Source organism: Leucobacter sp. 1207-22, from assembly GCF_052850455.1.
On record NZ_VXCR01000001.1, the window covers coordinates 179012 to 193932 of the forward strand.

At 59.3% G+C, this 14921-nt stretch carries 16 protein-coding genes; 2 read left to right on the forward strand and 14 right to left on the reverse strand.

The genetic code is table 11. From position 1 onward, the window contains the following. The first annotated feature begins 66 nt into the window (after window positions 1-66). Entirely contained in the window at window positions 67-1407 is a 1341-nt protein-coding gene (locus FW756_RS00765; RefSeq protein ID WP_446428277.1) for an aminotransferase class III-fold pyridoxal phosphate-dependent enzyme, read from the forward strand. A 94-nt stretch (window positions 1408-1501) separates the two neighbouring features. Here FW756_RS00765 and FW756_RS00770 read toward each other — a convergent pair whose 3' ends face one another. The 14 genes from FW756_RS00770 to prmC form a co-directional block, all read right to left on the reverse strand. Further along, window positions 1502-2368: a PP2C family protein-serine/threonine phosphatase gene (locus FW756_RS00770; protein ID WP_446428278.1), complete on the reverse strand. Its 867-nt coding sequence runs from the start codon at window positions 2366-2368 to the stop codon at window positions 1502-1504. A gap of 22 nt (window positions 2369-2390) precedes the next feature. After that, window positions 2391-3164 (reverse strand): YaaA family protein, encoded by a 774-nt coding sequence (locus FW756_RS00775; RefSeq protein ID WP_446428279.1) that lies wholly within the window; start codon window positions 3162-3164, stop codon window positions 2391-2393. Window positions 3165-3232: 68 nt separating this feature from the next. Beyond that, window positions 3233-3493, reverse strand: a complete 261-nt coding sequence (locus tag FW756_RS00780) for a F0F1 ATP synthase subunit epsilon (RefSeq protein ID WP_188022648.1) — start codon at window positions 3491-3493, stop codon at window positions 3233-3235. A 3-nt stretch (window positions 3494-3496) separates the two neighbouring features. Then, on the reverse strand, window positions 3497-4954 hold the full coding sequence (gene atpD, locus FW756_RS00785; RefSeq protein ID WP_446428280.1) for a F0F1 ATP synthase subunit beta: 1458 nt from the start codon (window positions 4952-4954) through the stop codon (window positions 3497-3499). Window positions 4955-4978: 24 nt separating this feature from the next. Further along, window positions 4979-5866, reverse strand: a complete 888-nt coding sequence (locus tag FW756_RS00790) for a F0F1 ATP synthase subunit gamma (protein ID WP_446428281.1) — start codon at window positions 5864-5866, stop codon at window positions 4979-4981. A 78-nt stretch (window positions 5867-5944) separates the two neighbouring features. Then, window positions 5945-7570, reverse strand: coding sequence for a F0F1 ATP synthase subunit alpha (gene atpA / locus FW756_RS00795; protein ID WP_446428282.1), 1626 nt, complete (start codon window positions 7568-7570; stop codon window positions 5945-5947). Window positions 7571-7625: 55 nt separating this feature from the next. Beyond that, entirely contained in the window at window positions 7626-8402 is a 777-nt protein-coding gene (atpH, locus tag FW756_RS00800) for an ATP synthase F1 subunit delta (protein ID WP_446428283.1), read from the reverse strand. Continuing rightward, window positions 8402-8950 (reverse strand): F0F1 ATP synthase subunit B, encoded by a 549-nt coding sequence (locus FW756_RS00805; RefSeq protein ID WP_446428284.1) that lies wholly within the window; start codon window positions 8948-8950, stop codon window positions 8402-8404. Before FW756_RS00805 ends, atpH begins: the two co-directional genes overlap by 1 nt. Before the next feature lie 37 nt (window positions 8951-8987). Next, window positions 8988-9212: an ATP synthase F0 subunit C gene (atpE, locus tag FW756_RS00810; protein ID WP_025133963.1), complete on the reverse strand. Its 225-nt coding sequence runs from the start codon at window positions 9210-9212 to the stop codon at window positions 8988-8990. A gap of 53 nt (window positions 9213-9265) precedes the next feature. Beyond that, entirely contained in the window at window positions 9266-10090 is an 825-nt protein-coding gene (gene atpB, locus FW756_RS00815) for a F0F1 ATP synthase subunit A (protein WP_446428285.1), read from the reverse strand. Window positions 10091-10281: 191 nt separating this feature from the next. Beyond that, complete coding sequence (locus FW756_RS00820) at window positions 10282-10761, reverse strand: 3-oxoacyl-ACP reductase (RefSeq protein WP_446428286.1); 480 nt, start codon at window positions 10759-10761, stop codon at window positions 10282-10284. Then, window positions 10758-11972 carry an MraY family glycosyltransferase gene (locus tag FW756_RS00825; RefSeq protein WP_446428287.1) on the reverse strand — a complete coding sequence of 405 codons (1215 nt, stop codon included), beginning with the start codon at window positions 11970-11972 and terminating at the stop codon, window positions 10758-10760. Before FW756_RS00825 ends, FW756_RS00820 begins: the two co-directional genes overlap by 4 nt. Window position 11973: 1 nt before the next feature. After that, entirely contained in the window at window positions 11974-12771 is a 798-nt protein-coding gene (locus tag FW756_RS00830; RefSeq protein WP_446428288.1) for an L-threonylcarbamoyladenylate synthase, read from the reverse strand. 83 nt (window positions 12772-12854) lie between these two features. Then, window positions 12855-13760 carry a peptide chain release factor N(5)-glutamine methyltransferase gene (prmC, locus tag FW756_RS00835; protein ID WP_446428289.1) on the reverse strand — a complete coding sequence of 302 codons (906 nt, stop codon included), beginning with the start codon at window positions 13758-13760 and terminating at the stop codon, window positions 12855-12857. 134 nt (window positions 13761-13894) lie between these two features. Here prmC and cysK point away from each other — a divergent pair, with 134 nt between their 5' ends. Further along, window positions 13895-14830 (forward strand): cysteine synthase A, encoded by a 936-nt coding sequence (cysK, locus tag FW756_RS00840; protein ID WP_446428290.1) that lies wholly within the window; start codon window positions 13895-13897, stop codon window positions 14828-14830. The last annotated feature ends 91 nt before the right edge of the window (window positions 14831-14921 follow it).

Below are 14921 nucleotides of genomic sequence, written 5' to 3' on the forward strand. Positions count from 1 at the left end.
CCGCTTCTTTACGCTCGCGCACCGAACCAACGCCAATACATAGGTCTCGGGAGTAAGATTGCGTGCATGAGCGAAGCCATCGTTACGGAAAACACCATCCCCCAAAAGCGCAACGTCGTGACCGATATCCCCGGCCCCCGTTCGCAGGAGCTGCACGCACGTCGCCAGGAAGTCGTTCCGCCCGGCGTTCACAGCCTCCTCCCCGTCTACATCGAGCGTGCACACGACTCGATCATCATCGACGTTGATGGCAATAGCATCATCGACGTGTGTGGCGGCATCGGCGTCACCACCATTGGTCACACCGACGATGCTGTCGTCGCTGCGGCTCGTGAACAGATGGGTAAGGTGACCCACACGCTGTTCACCATGACCCCATACGAGCAGTATGTGCAGGTCGCTGAGTACCTCGCGAAGTATGCATCAGCAGATGAGAAGTACAAGACAGTTCTCGTGAACTCCGGTTCTGAGGCAGTCGAGAACGGTGTCAAGATTGCACGCAAGCACACCGGTCGTCCCGGCGTTGCTGTTCTCGAGCACGCCTTCCACGGCCGCACGCTTCTCACATCAAGCATGAACCACAAGGGTGCTCCCTACGCGCAGGGCTACGGTCCCCGCGCAGGCAACATCTACAAGGCACCCAACTCGTACCCGCTGCACGATGGCCTGACCGGTGCTGAAGCCGCTGCACGTACCATCGCGTTCCTTGAGAAGTCGGCTGGCGCCGAAGATCTCGCTTGCCTCGTGTTCGAGCCGATTCAGGGCGAGGGCGGTTTCGTGGTTCCAGCAGACGGCTACCTCCCGGCGCTTGCTGAATGGTGCCGCGAGAACGGCATTGTCTTCATTGCAGATGAGGTCCAGGCCGGTATCGCGCGTTCGGGCAAGATGTTCTCGTTCCAGCACTTCGGTGTGCAGCCTGACCTGATCCTGACCGCTAAGGGAATTGCGGGTGGTCTCCCCCTCGCAGGTGTTACCGGTCGCGCAGAAATCATGGACAAGTCGCAGCCAGGTGGCCTGGGTGGCACCTTCGGTGGCAACCCGGTTTCCTGTGCAGCAGCCGTCGCTGTCTTCGAGCAGATTGAGGCGCAGAACCTTCTCGCAGAGGCCCAGCGCATTGAGGCTTCCTTCATGGCTGGCCTCCGCGGCCTGCAGGAGAAGTACGAGGCTGTTTCAGACGTTCGCGGTCACGGCGCAATGCTCGCTATCGAGTTCTCGAAGCCTGGCACGACGACTCCTGATGCTGATCTCGTCGCACACGTCGTTGATTACGCAGCGAAGAACGGCGTTCTCCTGCTCTCGACCGGTGTGTACAACCAGGCAATCCGTTTGCTGCCATCGCTCAAGATGACTGACGAACTCATTGCAGAGGTCATCACCGTCATGGATGAGGCACTCGCAGCAGCGTAAGCCACCCAAGATAGAGTTCAGCGCCCCAGTTCCGAAAGAAACTGGGGCGCTGAACTCTATCTGCGAAGCTGGGCGGATCGATCCGCGCACGAAATTATACTTGGTCGGCCTCATCCTCGAGAATGAAGCTGCCAGTGTCGATGACATCGCCAACCGAATGGACATCGATGATCACGACCGTGACATTGTCGCGACCCGAATTATCAAGGGCTTCCTTCACGAGTGCCTCCGCCGCTTCTTCTGCAGAAGACGTGTTTGCAAGGAAGTATTGAATCCCGAGGTCGGTGAGTTCTTTTACGAGACCATCCGAGCACAGCAGGAGACGCTGCCCCGCAATGGTCGCAAGAGTCGTGTAGTCAGGAACTGGCGGCTCATTAAAACCAACCGCACGCGTAATCACATTCGCGTGCGGATGCGTCTCAGCTTCTTCTTCAGTGATCGCACCAGTATCAATAAGGTGCTGCACCACTGAGTGATCGACGGTGATCTGGCTCAGTGCGCCCTTGAAGTACTGATAGACACGAGAATCACCAATGTTAAAGATTCGCCAGACAGGCGTTTCTTCTTCACTTGACAGGAGTGCACCGGTCACCGTCGTGCCAGCACCGAGGTCGGTATCGCCAGCGTCAACCTGAATGTCGCTGACGGCCTGAGTGAGAAGGTCTTCAATCCGTTGCTCGCCAGCGCCAAAGTCATCCTTGATTTCAGCAAGCCGGTTCACGACGGCGGCAGAGGCGACCTCACCAGCCGAGTGACCTCCCATGCCGTCAGCAACCGCAAAGACAGGTGGCGTCACGACAAAGCTGTCCTGATTCGTCTCACGGCGGCGACCAACGTCGGTGAGCGCGAACCATGACAGTTCGACTTCGAGTTCGCTCTCTGCAGAGACACGAAGTCTCCGCCTTACAGCGTTCTCACCACGTCCGATCACCGGCGTTCCTCCTGAGTTATGGACTGACATTCTATTCTCCGCGAATCTGAGATTACTTGACACCTGGCACGCCAACATTCGTGACGAGTCGTAGCGGTGAAGATTGCGGATCCTCATCTGCTTCGCTGAGCTCGATTTCGTGGGCCTCTGCCCAGTTCAATAGATCAGCACGCGAATGAATATCAGCATGTGACTCAGCAAGCGCGCGAACGAGTGCACCCTTGCCAGCCTTATTGAAATGATTGAGTGAACGAACGGTGCCGTCCTCAGCGCGACTGAGTACTTCGATCGGGTCGCCTGCGCCAACAGGTAGCGGTGCGAGTGCTGCGTAGTCTTTTGCGCGCAAATCGAGGACGTAGTCCCACGCGCTCCAAATCTCTGCGTGAGCGTGCTGCCAGACGCGCTTCAGGGGCGTCCCGAGGTCAGGCAACCGGGTCGAAGCAGAAAGCCGATAGCCGGGTACCGTGTCAGTCGCGGCGATGAGTCCAAAGAGCGCTGACTGAACAAACACGTGGGAGTCAACCCATTCACGAGCACCCGCGGAGAGGGAATCGACGGCAAGCGCGTCATACAGGACTCCCGTGTAACGCTCGATGGCGGGCAACAGCTCACCGGAATCCAGTGCGAGGTTCAAAGCAGCCTCGCCACGATTCTTGACGCCGAGCTTCAGGGCGCGAACCGCAGCATCTTCATCGGCGCTCAACGCAACGAGAGCCTGCCGAACAGCGGCTCGCGCATCAGAGAGTTCACCTGCGAACGACAACGCCTCTGACAGACGTGTACCGCCTGGACGCTTTGTCTCAGACGGTGGCAGAAGAACTCGCATATTAATTCCTTAGAAATGGCGCAGGGCCGGTCGCTTGAAGCGAACCGGCCCTGCGGTAACCGCGTGGGTTAGGCGAGAACTGCCGTACCCGCGACCACGGTCACGTTGTCGTTATCGACCGAGAAGAACCCGTCTTCGGCGTTGACCGTAATGGTCTCGCCTGCAACGGTCTTCACACGCACCTCGCCCTGAGCGAGCAACGCGAGGAAGGGCTCGTGACCAGCAAGAATGCCGATCTCGCCTTCGACGGTCCGCGCGACCACCTGGGTGGCTTCTCCCGACCAGAGCTTGCTGGTTGCGGAGACCACGCTGACGTTGAGTGCAGCCATGGACTAAGCCATTTCCTTCTGCATGCGTGCCCAGTTTTCCTCGACGTCCGAGATACCACCAACGTTGAAGAACGCCTGCTCTGCAACGTGATCGAACTCGCCCTTTGCGATCGCATCGAACGACTCGATGGTCTCCTTGAGGGGAACAGTCGAGCCCTCAACACCGGTGAACTTCTTCGCCATGTAGGTGTTCTGCGAGAGGAACTGCTGGATACGGCGTGCGCGTGCAACCGTGATCTTGTCTTCTTCAGAGAGCTCATCGACACCGAGGATGGCGATGATCTCCTGCAGTTCCTTGTTCTTCTGGAGGATCTGCTTGACGGTGGTTGCCACGCGGTAGTGATCCTCGCCCAAGTAACGGGGATCCATGATGCGTGACGACGAGGTCAGCGGATCGATCGCGGGGTACAGACCCTTCGAAGCGATCTCACGCGAGAGCTCGGTGGTTGCGTCGAGGTGCGCAAACGTCGTTGCCGGAGCCGGGTCGGTGTAGTCATCCGCAGGCACGTAAATTGCCTGAAGCGACGTAATCGAGTGGCCACGGGTCGAGGTGATGCGCTCCTGAAGGATACCCATCTCGTCCGCAAGGTTAGGCTGGTAGCCCACTGCCGAAGGCATACGGCCGAGAAGGGTCGAAACCTCCGAGCCAGCCTGCGTGAAGCGGAAGATGTTATCGATGAAGAGGAGCACGTCCTGCTTCTGCACGTCACGGAAGTACTCAGCCATGGTGAGTGCCGAGAGTGCAACACGGAGACGAGTCCCGGGGGGCTCATCCATCTGGCCGAAGACGAGAGCAGTCTTGTCGAAGACGCCTGCTTCTTCCATCTCGTGGATCAGGTCGTTACCCTCACGGGTACGCTCGCCAACACCAGCGAAGACCGAAACACCACCGTGGTCCTGAGCCACACGCTGGATCATCTCCTGGATGAGGACGGTCTTACCAACGCCTGCACCACCGAACAGACCGATCTTACCGCCCTGTACGTAAGGAGTCAGAAGGTCAATCGACTTGATGCCGGTCTCGAAGAGCTGAGTCTTCGACTCAAGCTGATCGAATGCGGGCGGAGTGCGGTGGATACCCCAACGCTCGGTAACCTCGATGGACTCGCCATCAGGAAGGTTGAGGACGTTACCTGCAACGTCAAAGACCTTGCCCTTGGTGATGTCGCCAACGGGAACCGAGATCGGTGCACCGGTGTCAGCGACTTCCTGGCCACGGACCAGGCCGTCAGTCGGCTTCAGTGCAATCGCGCGAACGAGATTGTCACCGAGGTGCTGAGCAACCTCGAGCACGAGCGTGAAAGGCTTTGCGCCTTCGCCCATGTCGACGGTCGTCTCGAGCGCGTTGTACACGGCGGGGATCGCGTCGTGTGGGAACTCGATGTCGACGACGGGGCCGGTTACGCGAGCAATGCGCCCGACAACCTTGGCCTCATTCGCCACTGCGGCGGTTTCGGTCATGTCTCTTCTCTCTTCGTGCGTGTCTTAGTTGGACAGCGCGTCAGCGCCGCCCACAATCTCAGAAATCTGCTGGGTGATCTCAGCCTGGCGAGCGTTATTCGCGAGGCGGGTGTAATCACGGATAAGTGAATCCGCGTTATCACTTGCCGCCTTCATCGCCTTCTGCGTTGCAGCGTGCTTCGAAGCTGCCGACTCAAGGAGTGCGTTGAAGATACGCGACTCGATGTAGTCAGGGAGCAGCTTGTCAAGAACGACGTCTGCCTCGGGCTCGAACGAGTAAAGAGGCTGTGCCTCAACGGTCTCGTCGACGCCGTCAACAATCTGCAGCGGGAGCAGGCGGGTAACCTGCGGGGCCTGAGTCACCATGCTGATGAAGCGGTTGAAGACCAGGTGAATCTCCTGGACGCCACCCTCTTCTGCGGGGCGAAGGAACGCCTCGATGACAGCTTCAGAGATCTCCTGAGCAGTCTCGAATGTTGGGTTCTCGGTGTCGCCGGCCCAGATGCGCTCCGAAGAACGACGGCGGAAGTTGAAGTAACCCTTGGCCTTGTTGCCAACGAGGTAGTAACTCACTTCCTTGCCCTCTGAGCGAAGCAGCTCGCTGAGCTCTTCGGCTTCCCGGAGAACCTGCGAGTTGAACGCGCCAGCGAGTCCGCGGTCGGAGGTGAAAATCACCACAGCGGCGCGGGTGACCTTGTCGGCCTCCGTGAGCAGCGGGTGATCGGTCTTCGCGTGCGTGGCGACCGCCGACACTGCGCGAGTGATCGCGTCGGTGTAGGGGTTCGATGCGTCGACGCGGGCTCGTGCCTTTTGAATGCGCGAAGCCGCGATCAACTCCATCGCACGGGTGATCTTCTTGGTCGTCTGGGCAGACTTAATTCGCTGCCGGTAGACCCGAAGTTGCGCTCCCATGTCTCTCCTGTTTGCTTGCGGCTAGTGTCTGAAAGTTGAGGTGACGGGTGGGGGCTTCTGCCCCCACCCTGTCAGCAACTACTTCTTGACGACCAGCTGCTCCTGCTTGATCTCGGACTCGTCAAGGGCGTTGAACTGCTCTGCAAGGCTCTTGCCCTCTGCAGTGCGGAACTCGCTCTTGAACTTCTCGATCTGCGAGGTGAGCTCTGCAACGATCTCGTCAGAGAGCACGTTCGTCGAAGCGAGGTTCGAGAGCGCGTCCGAGTTGCGGCCAAGGAAGTCGAGGAACTCGCGCTCGAAGCGGAGGATGTCCTCAACGGGGACGTCATCAAGGAAGCCCTTGGTACCAGCCCAGATCGAAACAGTCTGGTCCTCGACCGCGTACGGCGAGTACTGGGGCTGCTTGAGGAGCTCGGTGAGGCGTGCGCCACGCTCGAGCTGCTTGCGGCTTGCTGCATCGAGATCCGAAGCGAACATTGCGAACGCCTCGAGTGCACGGTACTGAGCAAGCTCAAGCTTCAAGGTACCCGAGACCTTCTTGATCGACTTCACCTGTGCGTCGCCGCCAACACGCGAAACCGAGATGCCCACGTCTACTGCGGGACGCTGGTTTGCGTTGAAGAGGTCCGACTGGAGGAAGATCTGGCCATCGGTGATCGAAATCACGTTGGTCGGGATGTATGCCGAGACATCGTTTGCCTTGGTCTCGATGATCGGAAGACCGGTCATCGAACCTGCGCCGAGCTCGTCCGAAAGCTTTGCACAACGCTCGAGGAGACGTGAGTGCAAGTAGAAGACGTCACCGGGGTATGCCTCGCGCCCTGGCGGACGGCGAAGGAGCAGCGAAACTGCACGGTACGCCTCAGCCTGCTTCGACAGATCATCGAAGATGATGAGAACGTGCTTGCCGTCGTACATCCAGTGCTGGCCGATCGCCGAGCCGGTGTACGGTGCGAGGTACTTGAAGCCTGCGGGATCAGATGCGGGCGAAGCAACAATGGTGGTGTACTCCATTGCGCCGGCGTCCTCGAGCGCGCCCTTTACCGAAGCAATGGTCGAGCCCTTCTGGCCGATAGCGACGTAGATGCAGCGAACCTGCTTCGACTTGTCGCCGGTCTCCCAGTTAGCCTTCTGGTTAATGATGGTGTCGATCGCAATTGCGGTCTTACCGGTCTGGCGGTCGCCAATGATGAGCTGACGCTGGCCACGGCCAACGGGAATCATCGCGTCAATTGCCTTGATACCGGTCTGCAGCGGCTCGTGAACCGACTTACGCTGCATAACGCCGGGAGCCTGAAGCTCAAGCGCACGACGACCCTCGATGCCAGCGATTTCGCCGAGGCCATCGATGGGCTCGCCCAGTGGGTTAACCACGCGGCCGAGGTAGCCCTCACCTACGGGTACCGAGAGAACTTCACCGGTGCGAGTGACCTGCTGGCCCTCTTCGATACCGCCGAACTCGCCGAGAACGACAACGCCGATCTCGTTCTCTTCAAGGTTCTGAGCGAGGCCCAGGGTGCCATCCGCGAAGCGGATGAGCTCGTTTGCCATAACGCCGGGGAGGCCCTCGACGTGAGCAATACCGTCGGCGGCGTCGATGACCGTTCCGACCTCGGTCTTACCCGCCTGAGCCGGCTCGTACGACGCTGCGAAATCCTTCAGCGCGTCGCGGATTTCATCCGGGCTGATTGAGAGTTCTGCCATTTCGTTTCCTCTGTCTGGTCCGGAAGCGCCGCCCCCGGGTTAGGTATGTTGTGCTCTACGCTGCGAGACGCTGACGAAGGTCGTCCAGGCGTGCCTGAACGCTGCCGTCGATAACGTCGTCTGCCATCTGGATGCGAATGCCACCAAGGATGGAAGCATCGGTGACGGTAGTCACCTTGACCGGACGACCCGCGGTTGCCTCGAGAATCGAAGCAAGTCGCGACTGCTGTGCTGAGCTGAGCGCTCCAGCGACAGTGACCGTCGCAAGCTCGAAGCCTGCCTGGTCTGCCGAGGTGCGCGCTGCCTCACGGAGAGCCGCACCAAGGCGACGACCGCGAGGGAATGCTGCGAGATGCGTTGCAACTGCGGTAGCAGTGTCGCTCACCTTGCCAGCGACGAGGCGGCGCAGAAGCGCTACCTTGTCAGCAGCAGGGGCGAGCTTGCTACCGAGGTTGAGCTCGAGCTCGTGATCACTGTCAATGAGGCCCGCAATTGCGAGCAGCTCATCGACGATCTCGTTCGAGGACTGAGCCGCGGCACGAATGCCGAGCTCTTCAATTCCTGCTACGAACTCGTCGGTGCTCGACCAGCTCAGTGCTGAAGCAGCACTGAGGATCGACTGCGAGCCAGCGGGGAGCTTCGCGAAAACGCGAGCTACCAGCGCTGACTTCGCATCTGCTGAAGCAGAAGCATCGACGAGTGCCGCAACGAGACTGGGAGCCTGAACGAGCTCACCTGCTGCGGCGAGCAGCGAAGTTCCGACGCCCTGATCGGCTGCCGAACCAAGGTTCGCGCGCAGAGCCGCGAGGCTTTCGCGTGACGCGCTTCCCATTAGTTCGCCGCCTTCTCAGAAGCCTCGAGCTCAGCGAGGAAGCGATCAACCAGAGCCGAAGCCTTCTGGTCATCGGTGAGCGACTCACCAACCACGCCAGAAGCGAGGTCGATTGCGAGCGAGCCAACGTCCTTACGGAGCGAGACGACTGCGCTCTGGCGCTCTGCTTCGATCTGAACCTGAGCTGCCTGGGTTACGCGAGTTGCCTCAACAACTGCGTCATCCTTGGCCTTTGCAACGATCTTGGTTGCGTCGACGCGGGCTGCCTCGCGAATGTCGCCGGCCTCCTGTCGAGCGCTTGCAAGCTGAGCGGTGTACTCCTGAAGAGCCGCCTCAGCCTGGGCCTGAGCTTCATCAGCCTTCGCGATGTTGCCCTCAATAGCCTCAGCGCGTGCGTCAAGCATGACCTGCACCTTCGGGAGGAAGACCTTCCAGAAAGCGACGAGGATGATGATGAACGCAATCGCCGACCAGACGATGTCGTACGTTGCTGGCAGAAGGGGGTTCTGAGCCGCGCCCTCTGCAGCAAACTGCACTGCCTGATTCATCTTGCCTCCCTTTCGAGACTAGGGAAAGGTGGGGTTATTAAGCGAAGATGAAGTAGGTTGCAACACCGATGAGCGCGAGCATCTCGGTGAATGCGATACCGATCCACATCATGCCCTGGAGCTTGCCTGCGAGCTCGGGCTGGCGAGCGGTGCTTTCGATGGTCTTGCCAACAACGATTGCCACACCAATTGCGGGGCCGATTGCTGCGAGGCCGTAGCCGACGGTTGCGATGTTGCCCGAGATTTCAGCGAGAACAGACACGTTAAGTGTTTCCTTCCGTTATGAGTGCGGCGGGAGCCGAACTCAGGGGTTTATTAGTGCTCGTCAGCCAGCGCGAGCTGGATGTAAAGAGCGGTGAGCAGAGTAAAGACGTACGCCTGGAGGCCAGCAACGAACAGCTCGAAGAGCGTGAACGCGAAACCGAAGGCGAAGGTGCCAACACCCAGCAGCGGGAAGAGACCGCCAGCCTGCAGGATGAAGAAGTTGGTAGCCGCGAAAAGCAGAACCAAGATCATGTGGCCGACGAGCATGTTCATGAGCAGTCGCAGTGCGAGAGTGACTGGACGCATGATGAACGTCGACAGGAACTCAACCGGGGTAACCAGGATGTACATCACCTTGGGAACGCCAGCAGGGAAGAGCGAGTTCTTGAGGAACTTACCCGGGTGCTTCTTAAGACCCGCGTAAATGAAGGCAACGTACGCGACGAGTGCCATGAAGATGGGGAAACCAACAACCGACGATGCGGCGATGTTGAAGCCCGGGATAATGCCCGTGACGTTGAACGCGAACGTCAGGAAGAAGATCGACATCAGCAGGGGCGCGAAACGGCGACCCTCCTTAATGCCAAGCTGCTCCTCAATGACGTTCTTGCGAACGAAGTCGAGAGCGAACTCGAGTACACCCTGGCCGCGGCCCGGGATGACTCGAAGGTTACGGGTTCCCAGCCAGAAAAGTACCAGCAGCACAACAACCATGATCATTCGAATGATCATGATTCGGTTCATCTCGAAGGGAGTGCCTTCGAAGAGTACCGCTGCGGGGAAGAAGTCATCGAGTGATGGTCCGTGGAACCCACCCTCTTCGAGACTGAAAGGACCGGGGGCAACGAGGTGCATAGCCTTAGCGAACAGCGCCATTCTCCTGATTCGGTGCGGCGTGGCCGCACGGCTTCGAACGATGATCGTGCCCCGGCCTGCGACTCGCGCTTGCAGCACAAAAGCCCGGCAGGGAACGAACATATCTTAGCAATATTTCGCCTCGGGTGAAACTCGAGGCCTGGACTTACCGCGTTTTGTATCGACAAATCGCGAAAAACTGAGGATTTACCTTATTCAGGCAACGATGCGCCGTATGGAACACGCGCACGAGCAACAATAATTGCGTCAATGACGATCGACACGAGCACGGTCACCACGAGCGAGATGAACAGCATCTTTGGGTCAAGCCACGGCTGGTTCTTCAGCAGCAATGCGGCGACGACAAAGCCAATGAGCTTCACGATCCACGCGCCAAGCACAATCATGAAGAAAATCTGCAGGTACATCGGGCTCGCAACGAATCGATTGCCGAACGCGATACTTCCTACGGTCATGAGCAACATCACGCCACCAATAGCTGCGCCAATGAGGCCCGCATACAGCCCGCGCGTGTCAGACACGAAGAAGCCGATGCCAGCGAACACGATCATCGAAACGACCGTGGCGATGATTCCCCAGCGAATACCGCGCAGCAGCATCGGCTGTGATGTCGGCATTGGGTACTCGGTTGCACCCTTTCCTGCGGCATCTGGCTGCAATGATGAGCTCACTCTGGAGTCCTTTCGTTCGTCGCTGTCACCACGGCATTCGCGGACACGACGGAAGTGTGATCGGGCGCTCTTTTCGCGCTAGGTTTCCAAGGTATCAAGCCTCGGCGCACTGCGCCGTCCCGTAGTCGCTGGGCAGGGAACATCAACAGCAGCAAACACGCAACCGCACCAAGCACCACGACGATGCCCGGGACCACGTAGCTCTGCAAGGTAAATACCAGGAGCACGGCGACAGAAATCACGGCCGTACCAAGGTAGAAGATCAGGACCGCCTGGACCGGAGAGTGTCCCATGTCAAGCAATCGATGGTGCAGGTGCTTTCGATCCGCCTCAAACGGGCTTTTCCCCGCACGAAGCCTGCGGAGGACCGCCATAGTGAAGTCCGCAAGCGGCAGCGCAAGTACAGCGACCGGAAGAATGATTGGGATGTAGCTTGCGATAACAAGCTTCAGGTCCAACGCTGCCGGGTTTACCTGGCCAGTAACTGCGACGGTCGAGCTTGCCATCAGCAGTCCGACAAGCAGCGCTCCAGTGTCACCCATGAACATCTTGGCGCCGTTCCAGTTGTATGGAAGAAAACCTGCACAAATCCCCATAATCACTAGGGCGATGAGTCCAGCGAAAATGATCGAGTCCACATGCCCCTGCTGGGCATTCAGAAGTCGCGTATAGATGAAGAATGCGGCACTCGCGATCAATGCAACCCCGGCGACGAGTCCGTCGAGGCCATCAATAAAGTTGACCGCGTTCATGACGAGCGTCATCAGGACGACGGTGATCACGAAGTTCATGGTCGGCGAGCCAACAATGAGCGTGTCTCCGAGTGGAAGTGACACAATCTGGACGCCGCTCCAAGCGAGCAAGCCCGTCGCCACGAACTGCGCGCCCAGCTTGACCATCCAGTCAAGTTCCAGAAGGTCATCAAGCACGCCAACCGCAGCGATAAGCGTGCATGCGCCAATGAGCGCATATACCAGGGACGTCTGCGTGAACAACGGCGAGAACTCTGGCTGAAAATACGCTGCCCCAAATGCCGCAAGTAGTCCGACGTACATTGCGATGCCGCCGAGTCTCGGCGTCGGGGTCGCATGTACGTCGCGGGCGCGGACCTCAGGCGCAAGATTGAACCGCCGACTGAGCTGCAGCACCACGTACGACATCACAAACGTCACGGAAACCGCGACGCCTGCGACGACTAGATACGGGGTCATATTAACTTTCGGTCGAATGTCCGACGGTGTCAGCTTCGTCGATTACTGCCGGAGCACCCTCAGACACATCATTGGCACTCTCGGTCGCAGACTCAGATGCAAGCTCAGCAGGAACACGCTTCGCCTTCTTCGCAATAACGACCTGCACGTCTGCAAGCTCGAGGACATCACTGATCTCTTCGGGTGAAATGCCACCGACGCGGAGCACACGAACCGCGCCCGTGCCGTCTGCATTGAGACCCGTCGCATCGACGATTGTTGAGGAGAGGCCATCGGCCACTCCCTCTTCAAGGTAGACCGCAACCGAGTCGCCGAGCATAGCCTGCGCCTCAGCCGCATGTGTCGCGGCTGGCTCGCCCGTGAGGTTCGCTGAAGAGACAGCCAACGGCCCGGTTTCACGCAAGAGTTCAACCGTGAGGTCATTTGCGGGAATTCGCAGCGCGACGGTACCACCAGTGTCGCCGAGGTCCCAGTCGAGGGCAGGGTTCGCGTGCGTAATGATCGTGAGTGCCCCTGGCCAGAAGGCATTGGCAAGCGCGGTGAGGGGTTCGGTTACCTCGCGAGCGAGCGCAGCAAGAGTGTCAGTGTTGGGAATCAACACTGGCGGCGGAGACTGTCGGTCACGGCCCTTTGCTGCGAGCAGTCGCTCGACAGCTTCTGGCGAAAACGCGTCTGCGCCAACACCGTAGACGGTGTCGGTCGGCAGAACCACGAGCTCGCCTCGCCCAACCGCCTGACGTGCAGCACGCACGCCACTCAGGAGCTGTGAGGGATCGGAGCAGTCAAAGAGGTCAGCCATAGCTAGTCATTCTACCCGCGTGCGCCTGACCGCGGGCTACGTAGGCAGTTCTGACTTCCGGGCCTGTGTTGGAATGCTCCCGGCTACCTTCGTGCGAGCGTGGTACGGTCTCGACCGGTGAGGTCTTGATAGGTCACCGCTTCATGCCAACCCGCTGTCGTCAAAAGAGCGCGGATCGCCTCTCCCTGATGTTCAGCATGTTCGAGTACGAGCGCGCCACCCTCACGCACAAGCCCACGGCCAATTCGCGCGATGAGGCGGATGAGGTCAAGGCCGTCCTCGCCACTGTAGAGCGCAAGCTCAGGGTCGTGGTCACGTACCTCGGGGTCCTTGGGAATCATGCCGGAGGGCACATATGGCGGATTCGATACCAGCAGGTCCACTTGGCCGCCCAGCGGCGAGAAAATCTGCGGATCGAGTGCAGAGATGTCCCCACGAACAAGCGTGACTCGTTCGTCTCCCCACTCAGCGACATTCCGTGCCGCCCAAGCGTGAGCTTCGACGCTCTTCTCTACTGCCCAAATACGCGCATCAGGAACCTCGTTTGCGATCGCAAGCGCAATAGTGCCGCTGCCGGTGCAAAAGTCCACAACCTTTGGCGTCCCGGCCCCCAATCGTCCTGGCAGAGCGAGCGTGCGTTCGAGCTCTGTGAGTGCACAGTCGACAACCGTTTCCGTTTCTGGCCGCGGCACGAACACCCCTGGGCCCACCGAAAGCTCGATGCGGCGAAACGGCGCACGTCCGGTGAGGTGTTGGAGCGGGACGCGATCCGCACGCTCATCTGCCATCGCGCACAACCGAGCAACTTCTGTCGACGTGGGCCGTTTCCCCATGATCGCGAGCGCTTGGATGCGACCGCGTGACTCGCCGAGCACATGGGCAAGCAATACTTCTGCGTCGATGCGCGCCTGTTCTATCCCAGCTCCCGAGAGCTGGTCGGTCACCTCGCGCAGGAGTTGGTCAACCGTGGGAGAGGTGGCGTCAGTCATAGGTATAACTTTCCCACACCCTTTGTGTGGCCTGTAACTTTTCGTCGCATCCATAACGGAATGCACACACTCACATTAGGTATGGATATAGTTAAGTGAGCTTCGAGTTATCGATCAGAAGAGGTTTGACCAGCATGTCCCGCACATATGAGAACATCACCCAAGCGTTCGGCAACACCCCCCTCGTTCGCCTGAATCGTGTCACGGAAGACGCGGGCGCAGAGGTGTTCGCAAAGCTAGAGTTTTACAACCCTGCAGGCTCGGTCAAGGACCGCATCGGCATCGCAATCATCGATGCGGCGGAAGCATCGGGTGAGCTTCCCGCTGGCGGAACGATCGTCGAGGCAACGAGCGGCAACACCGGCATCGCGCTTGCATTTGTGGGTGCTGCTCGCGGCTACCGCGTCATTCTCACCATGCCTGAGACCATGAGCATCGAGCGCCGCAAGATGCTCGCAGCATACGGCGCAGAGATTGTTCTCACTGAAGGCCCGCTCGGCATGAAGGGCGCAGTGGCAAAGGCAGAAGAAATCGCTGCCGAGACACCGGGTGCAGTACTTGCGCGACAGTTCGACAACCCCGCCAACCCAGCCATTCACCGGGCTACCACTGGCCCCGAGATCTGGAATGACACCGATGGCAAGGTTGATATTTTTGTCGCTGGCATCGGAACAGGCGGCACCATTTCGGGCACCGGCGGGTACCTCAAGGAGCAGAACCCAAACATTCAGGTCGTCGCAGTCGAACCCATCGACTCACCCCTGCTCAGCAAGGGCACTGCTGGCCCACACAAGATCCAGGGCCTCGGCGCGAACTTTGTCCCCGGCATCCTTGACCGCGAGATCTACGACGAGGTCATTGACGTTGAACTTGCAGACGCCATCGCCAAGGGGCGCGCGCTCGGCACCAGCGAGGGCATCCTCGCTGGCATTTCCGGAGGCGCAGCCGTTTGGGCTGCTGTTGAGGTCGCAAAGCGTCCCGAGAACGCAGGAAAAAAGATCGTCGTCATCATTCCTGACTTCGGTGAGCGCTACTTCTCGACTCCGCTCTACGAGCACCTGAACGCGTAACCTTTCGGGCGATCCGCGCCCACACGCACCGCACTCCACGACGAATCGCAAGGCCCACACCGCTTGGTTACCGGGCCTTGCGATTTCGTGC

Bases quoted from the DNA above. Each gene is read 5' to 3' on its own strand.
- FW756_RS00765 (WP_446428277.1), top strand. From the start codon at position 67: ATGAGCGAAGCCATCGTTACGGAAAACACCATCCCCCAAAAGCGCAAC.
- FW756_RS00770 (WP_446428278.1), bottom strand. From the start codon at position 2,368: ATGTCAGTCCATAACTCAGGAGGAACGCCGGTGATCGGACGTGGTGAG.
- FW756_RS00775 (WP_446428279.1), bottom strand. From the start codon at position 3,164: ATGCGAGTTCTTCTGCCACCGTCTGAGACAAAGCGTCCAGGCGGTACA.
- FW756_RS00780 (WP_188022648.1), bottom strand. From the start codon at position 3,493: ATGGCTGCACTCAACGTCAGCGTGGTCTCCGCAACCAGCAAGCTCTGG.
- atpD (WP_446428280.1), bottom strand. From the start codon at position 4,954: ATGACCGAAACCGCCGCAGTGGCGAATGAGGCCAAGGTTGTCGGGCGC.
- FW756_RS00790 (WP_446428281.1), bottom strand. From the start codon at position 5,866: ATGGGAGCGCAACTTCGGGTCTACCGGCAGCGAATTAAGTCTGCCCAG.
- atpA (WP_446428282.1), bottom strand. From the start codon at position 7,570: ATGGCAGAACTCTCAATCAGCCCGGATGAAATCCGCGACGCGCTGAAG.
- atpH (WP_446428283.1), bottom strand. From the start codon at position 8,402: ATGGGAAGCGCGTCACGCGAAAGCCTCGCGGCTCTGCGCGCGAACCTT.
- FW756_RS00805 (WP_446428284.1), bottom strand. From the start codon at position 8,950: ATGAATCAGGCAGTGCAGTTTGCTGCAGAGGGCGCGGCTCAGAACCCC.
- atpB (WP_446428285.1), bottom strand. From the start codon at position 10,090: ATGGCGCTGTTCGCTAAGGCTATGCACCTCGTTGCCCCCGGTCCTTTC.
- FW756_RS00825 (WP_446428287.1), bottom strand. From the start codon at position 11,972: ATGACCCCGTATCTAGTCGTCGCAGGCGTCGCGGTTTCCGTGACGTTT.
- FW756_RS00830 (WP_446428288.1), bottom strand. From the start codon at position 12,771: ATGGCTGACCTCTTTGACTGCTCCGATCCCTCACAGCTCCTGAGTGGC.
- prmC (WP_446428289.1), bottom strand. From the start codon at position 13,760: ATGACTGACGCCACCTCTCCCACGGTTGACCAACTCCTGCGCGAGGTG.
- cysK (WP_446428290.1), top strand. From the start codon at position 13,895: ATGTCCCGCACATATGAGAACATCACCCAAGCGTTCGGCAACACCCCC.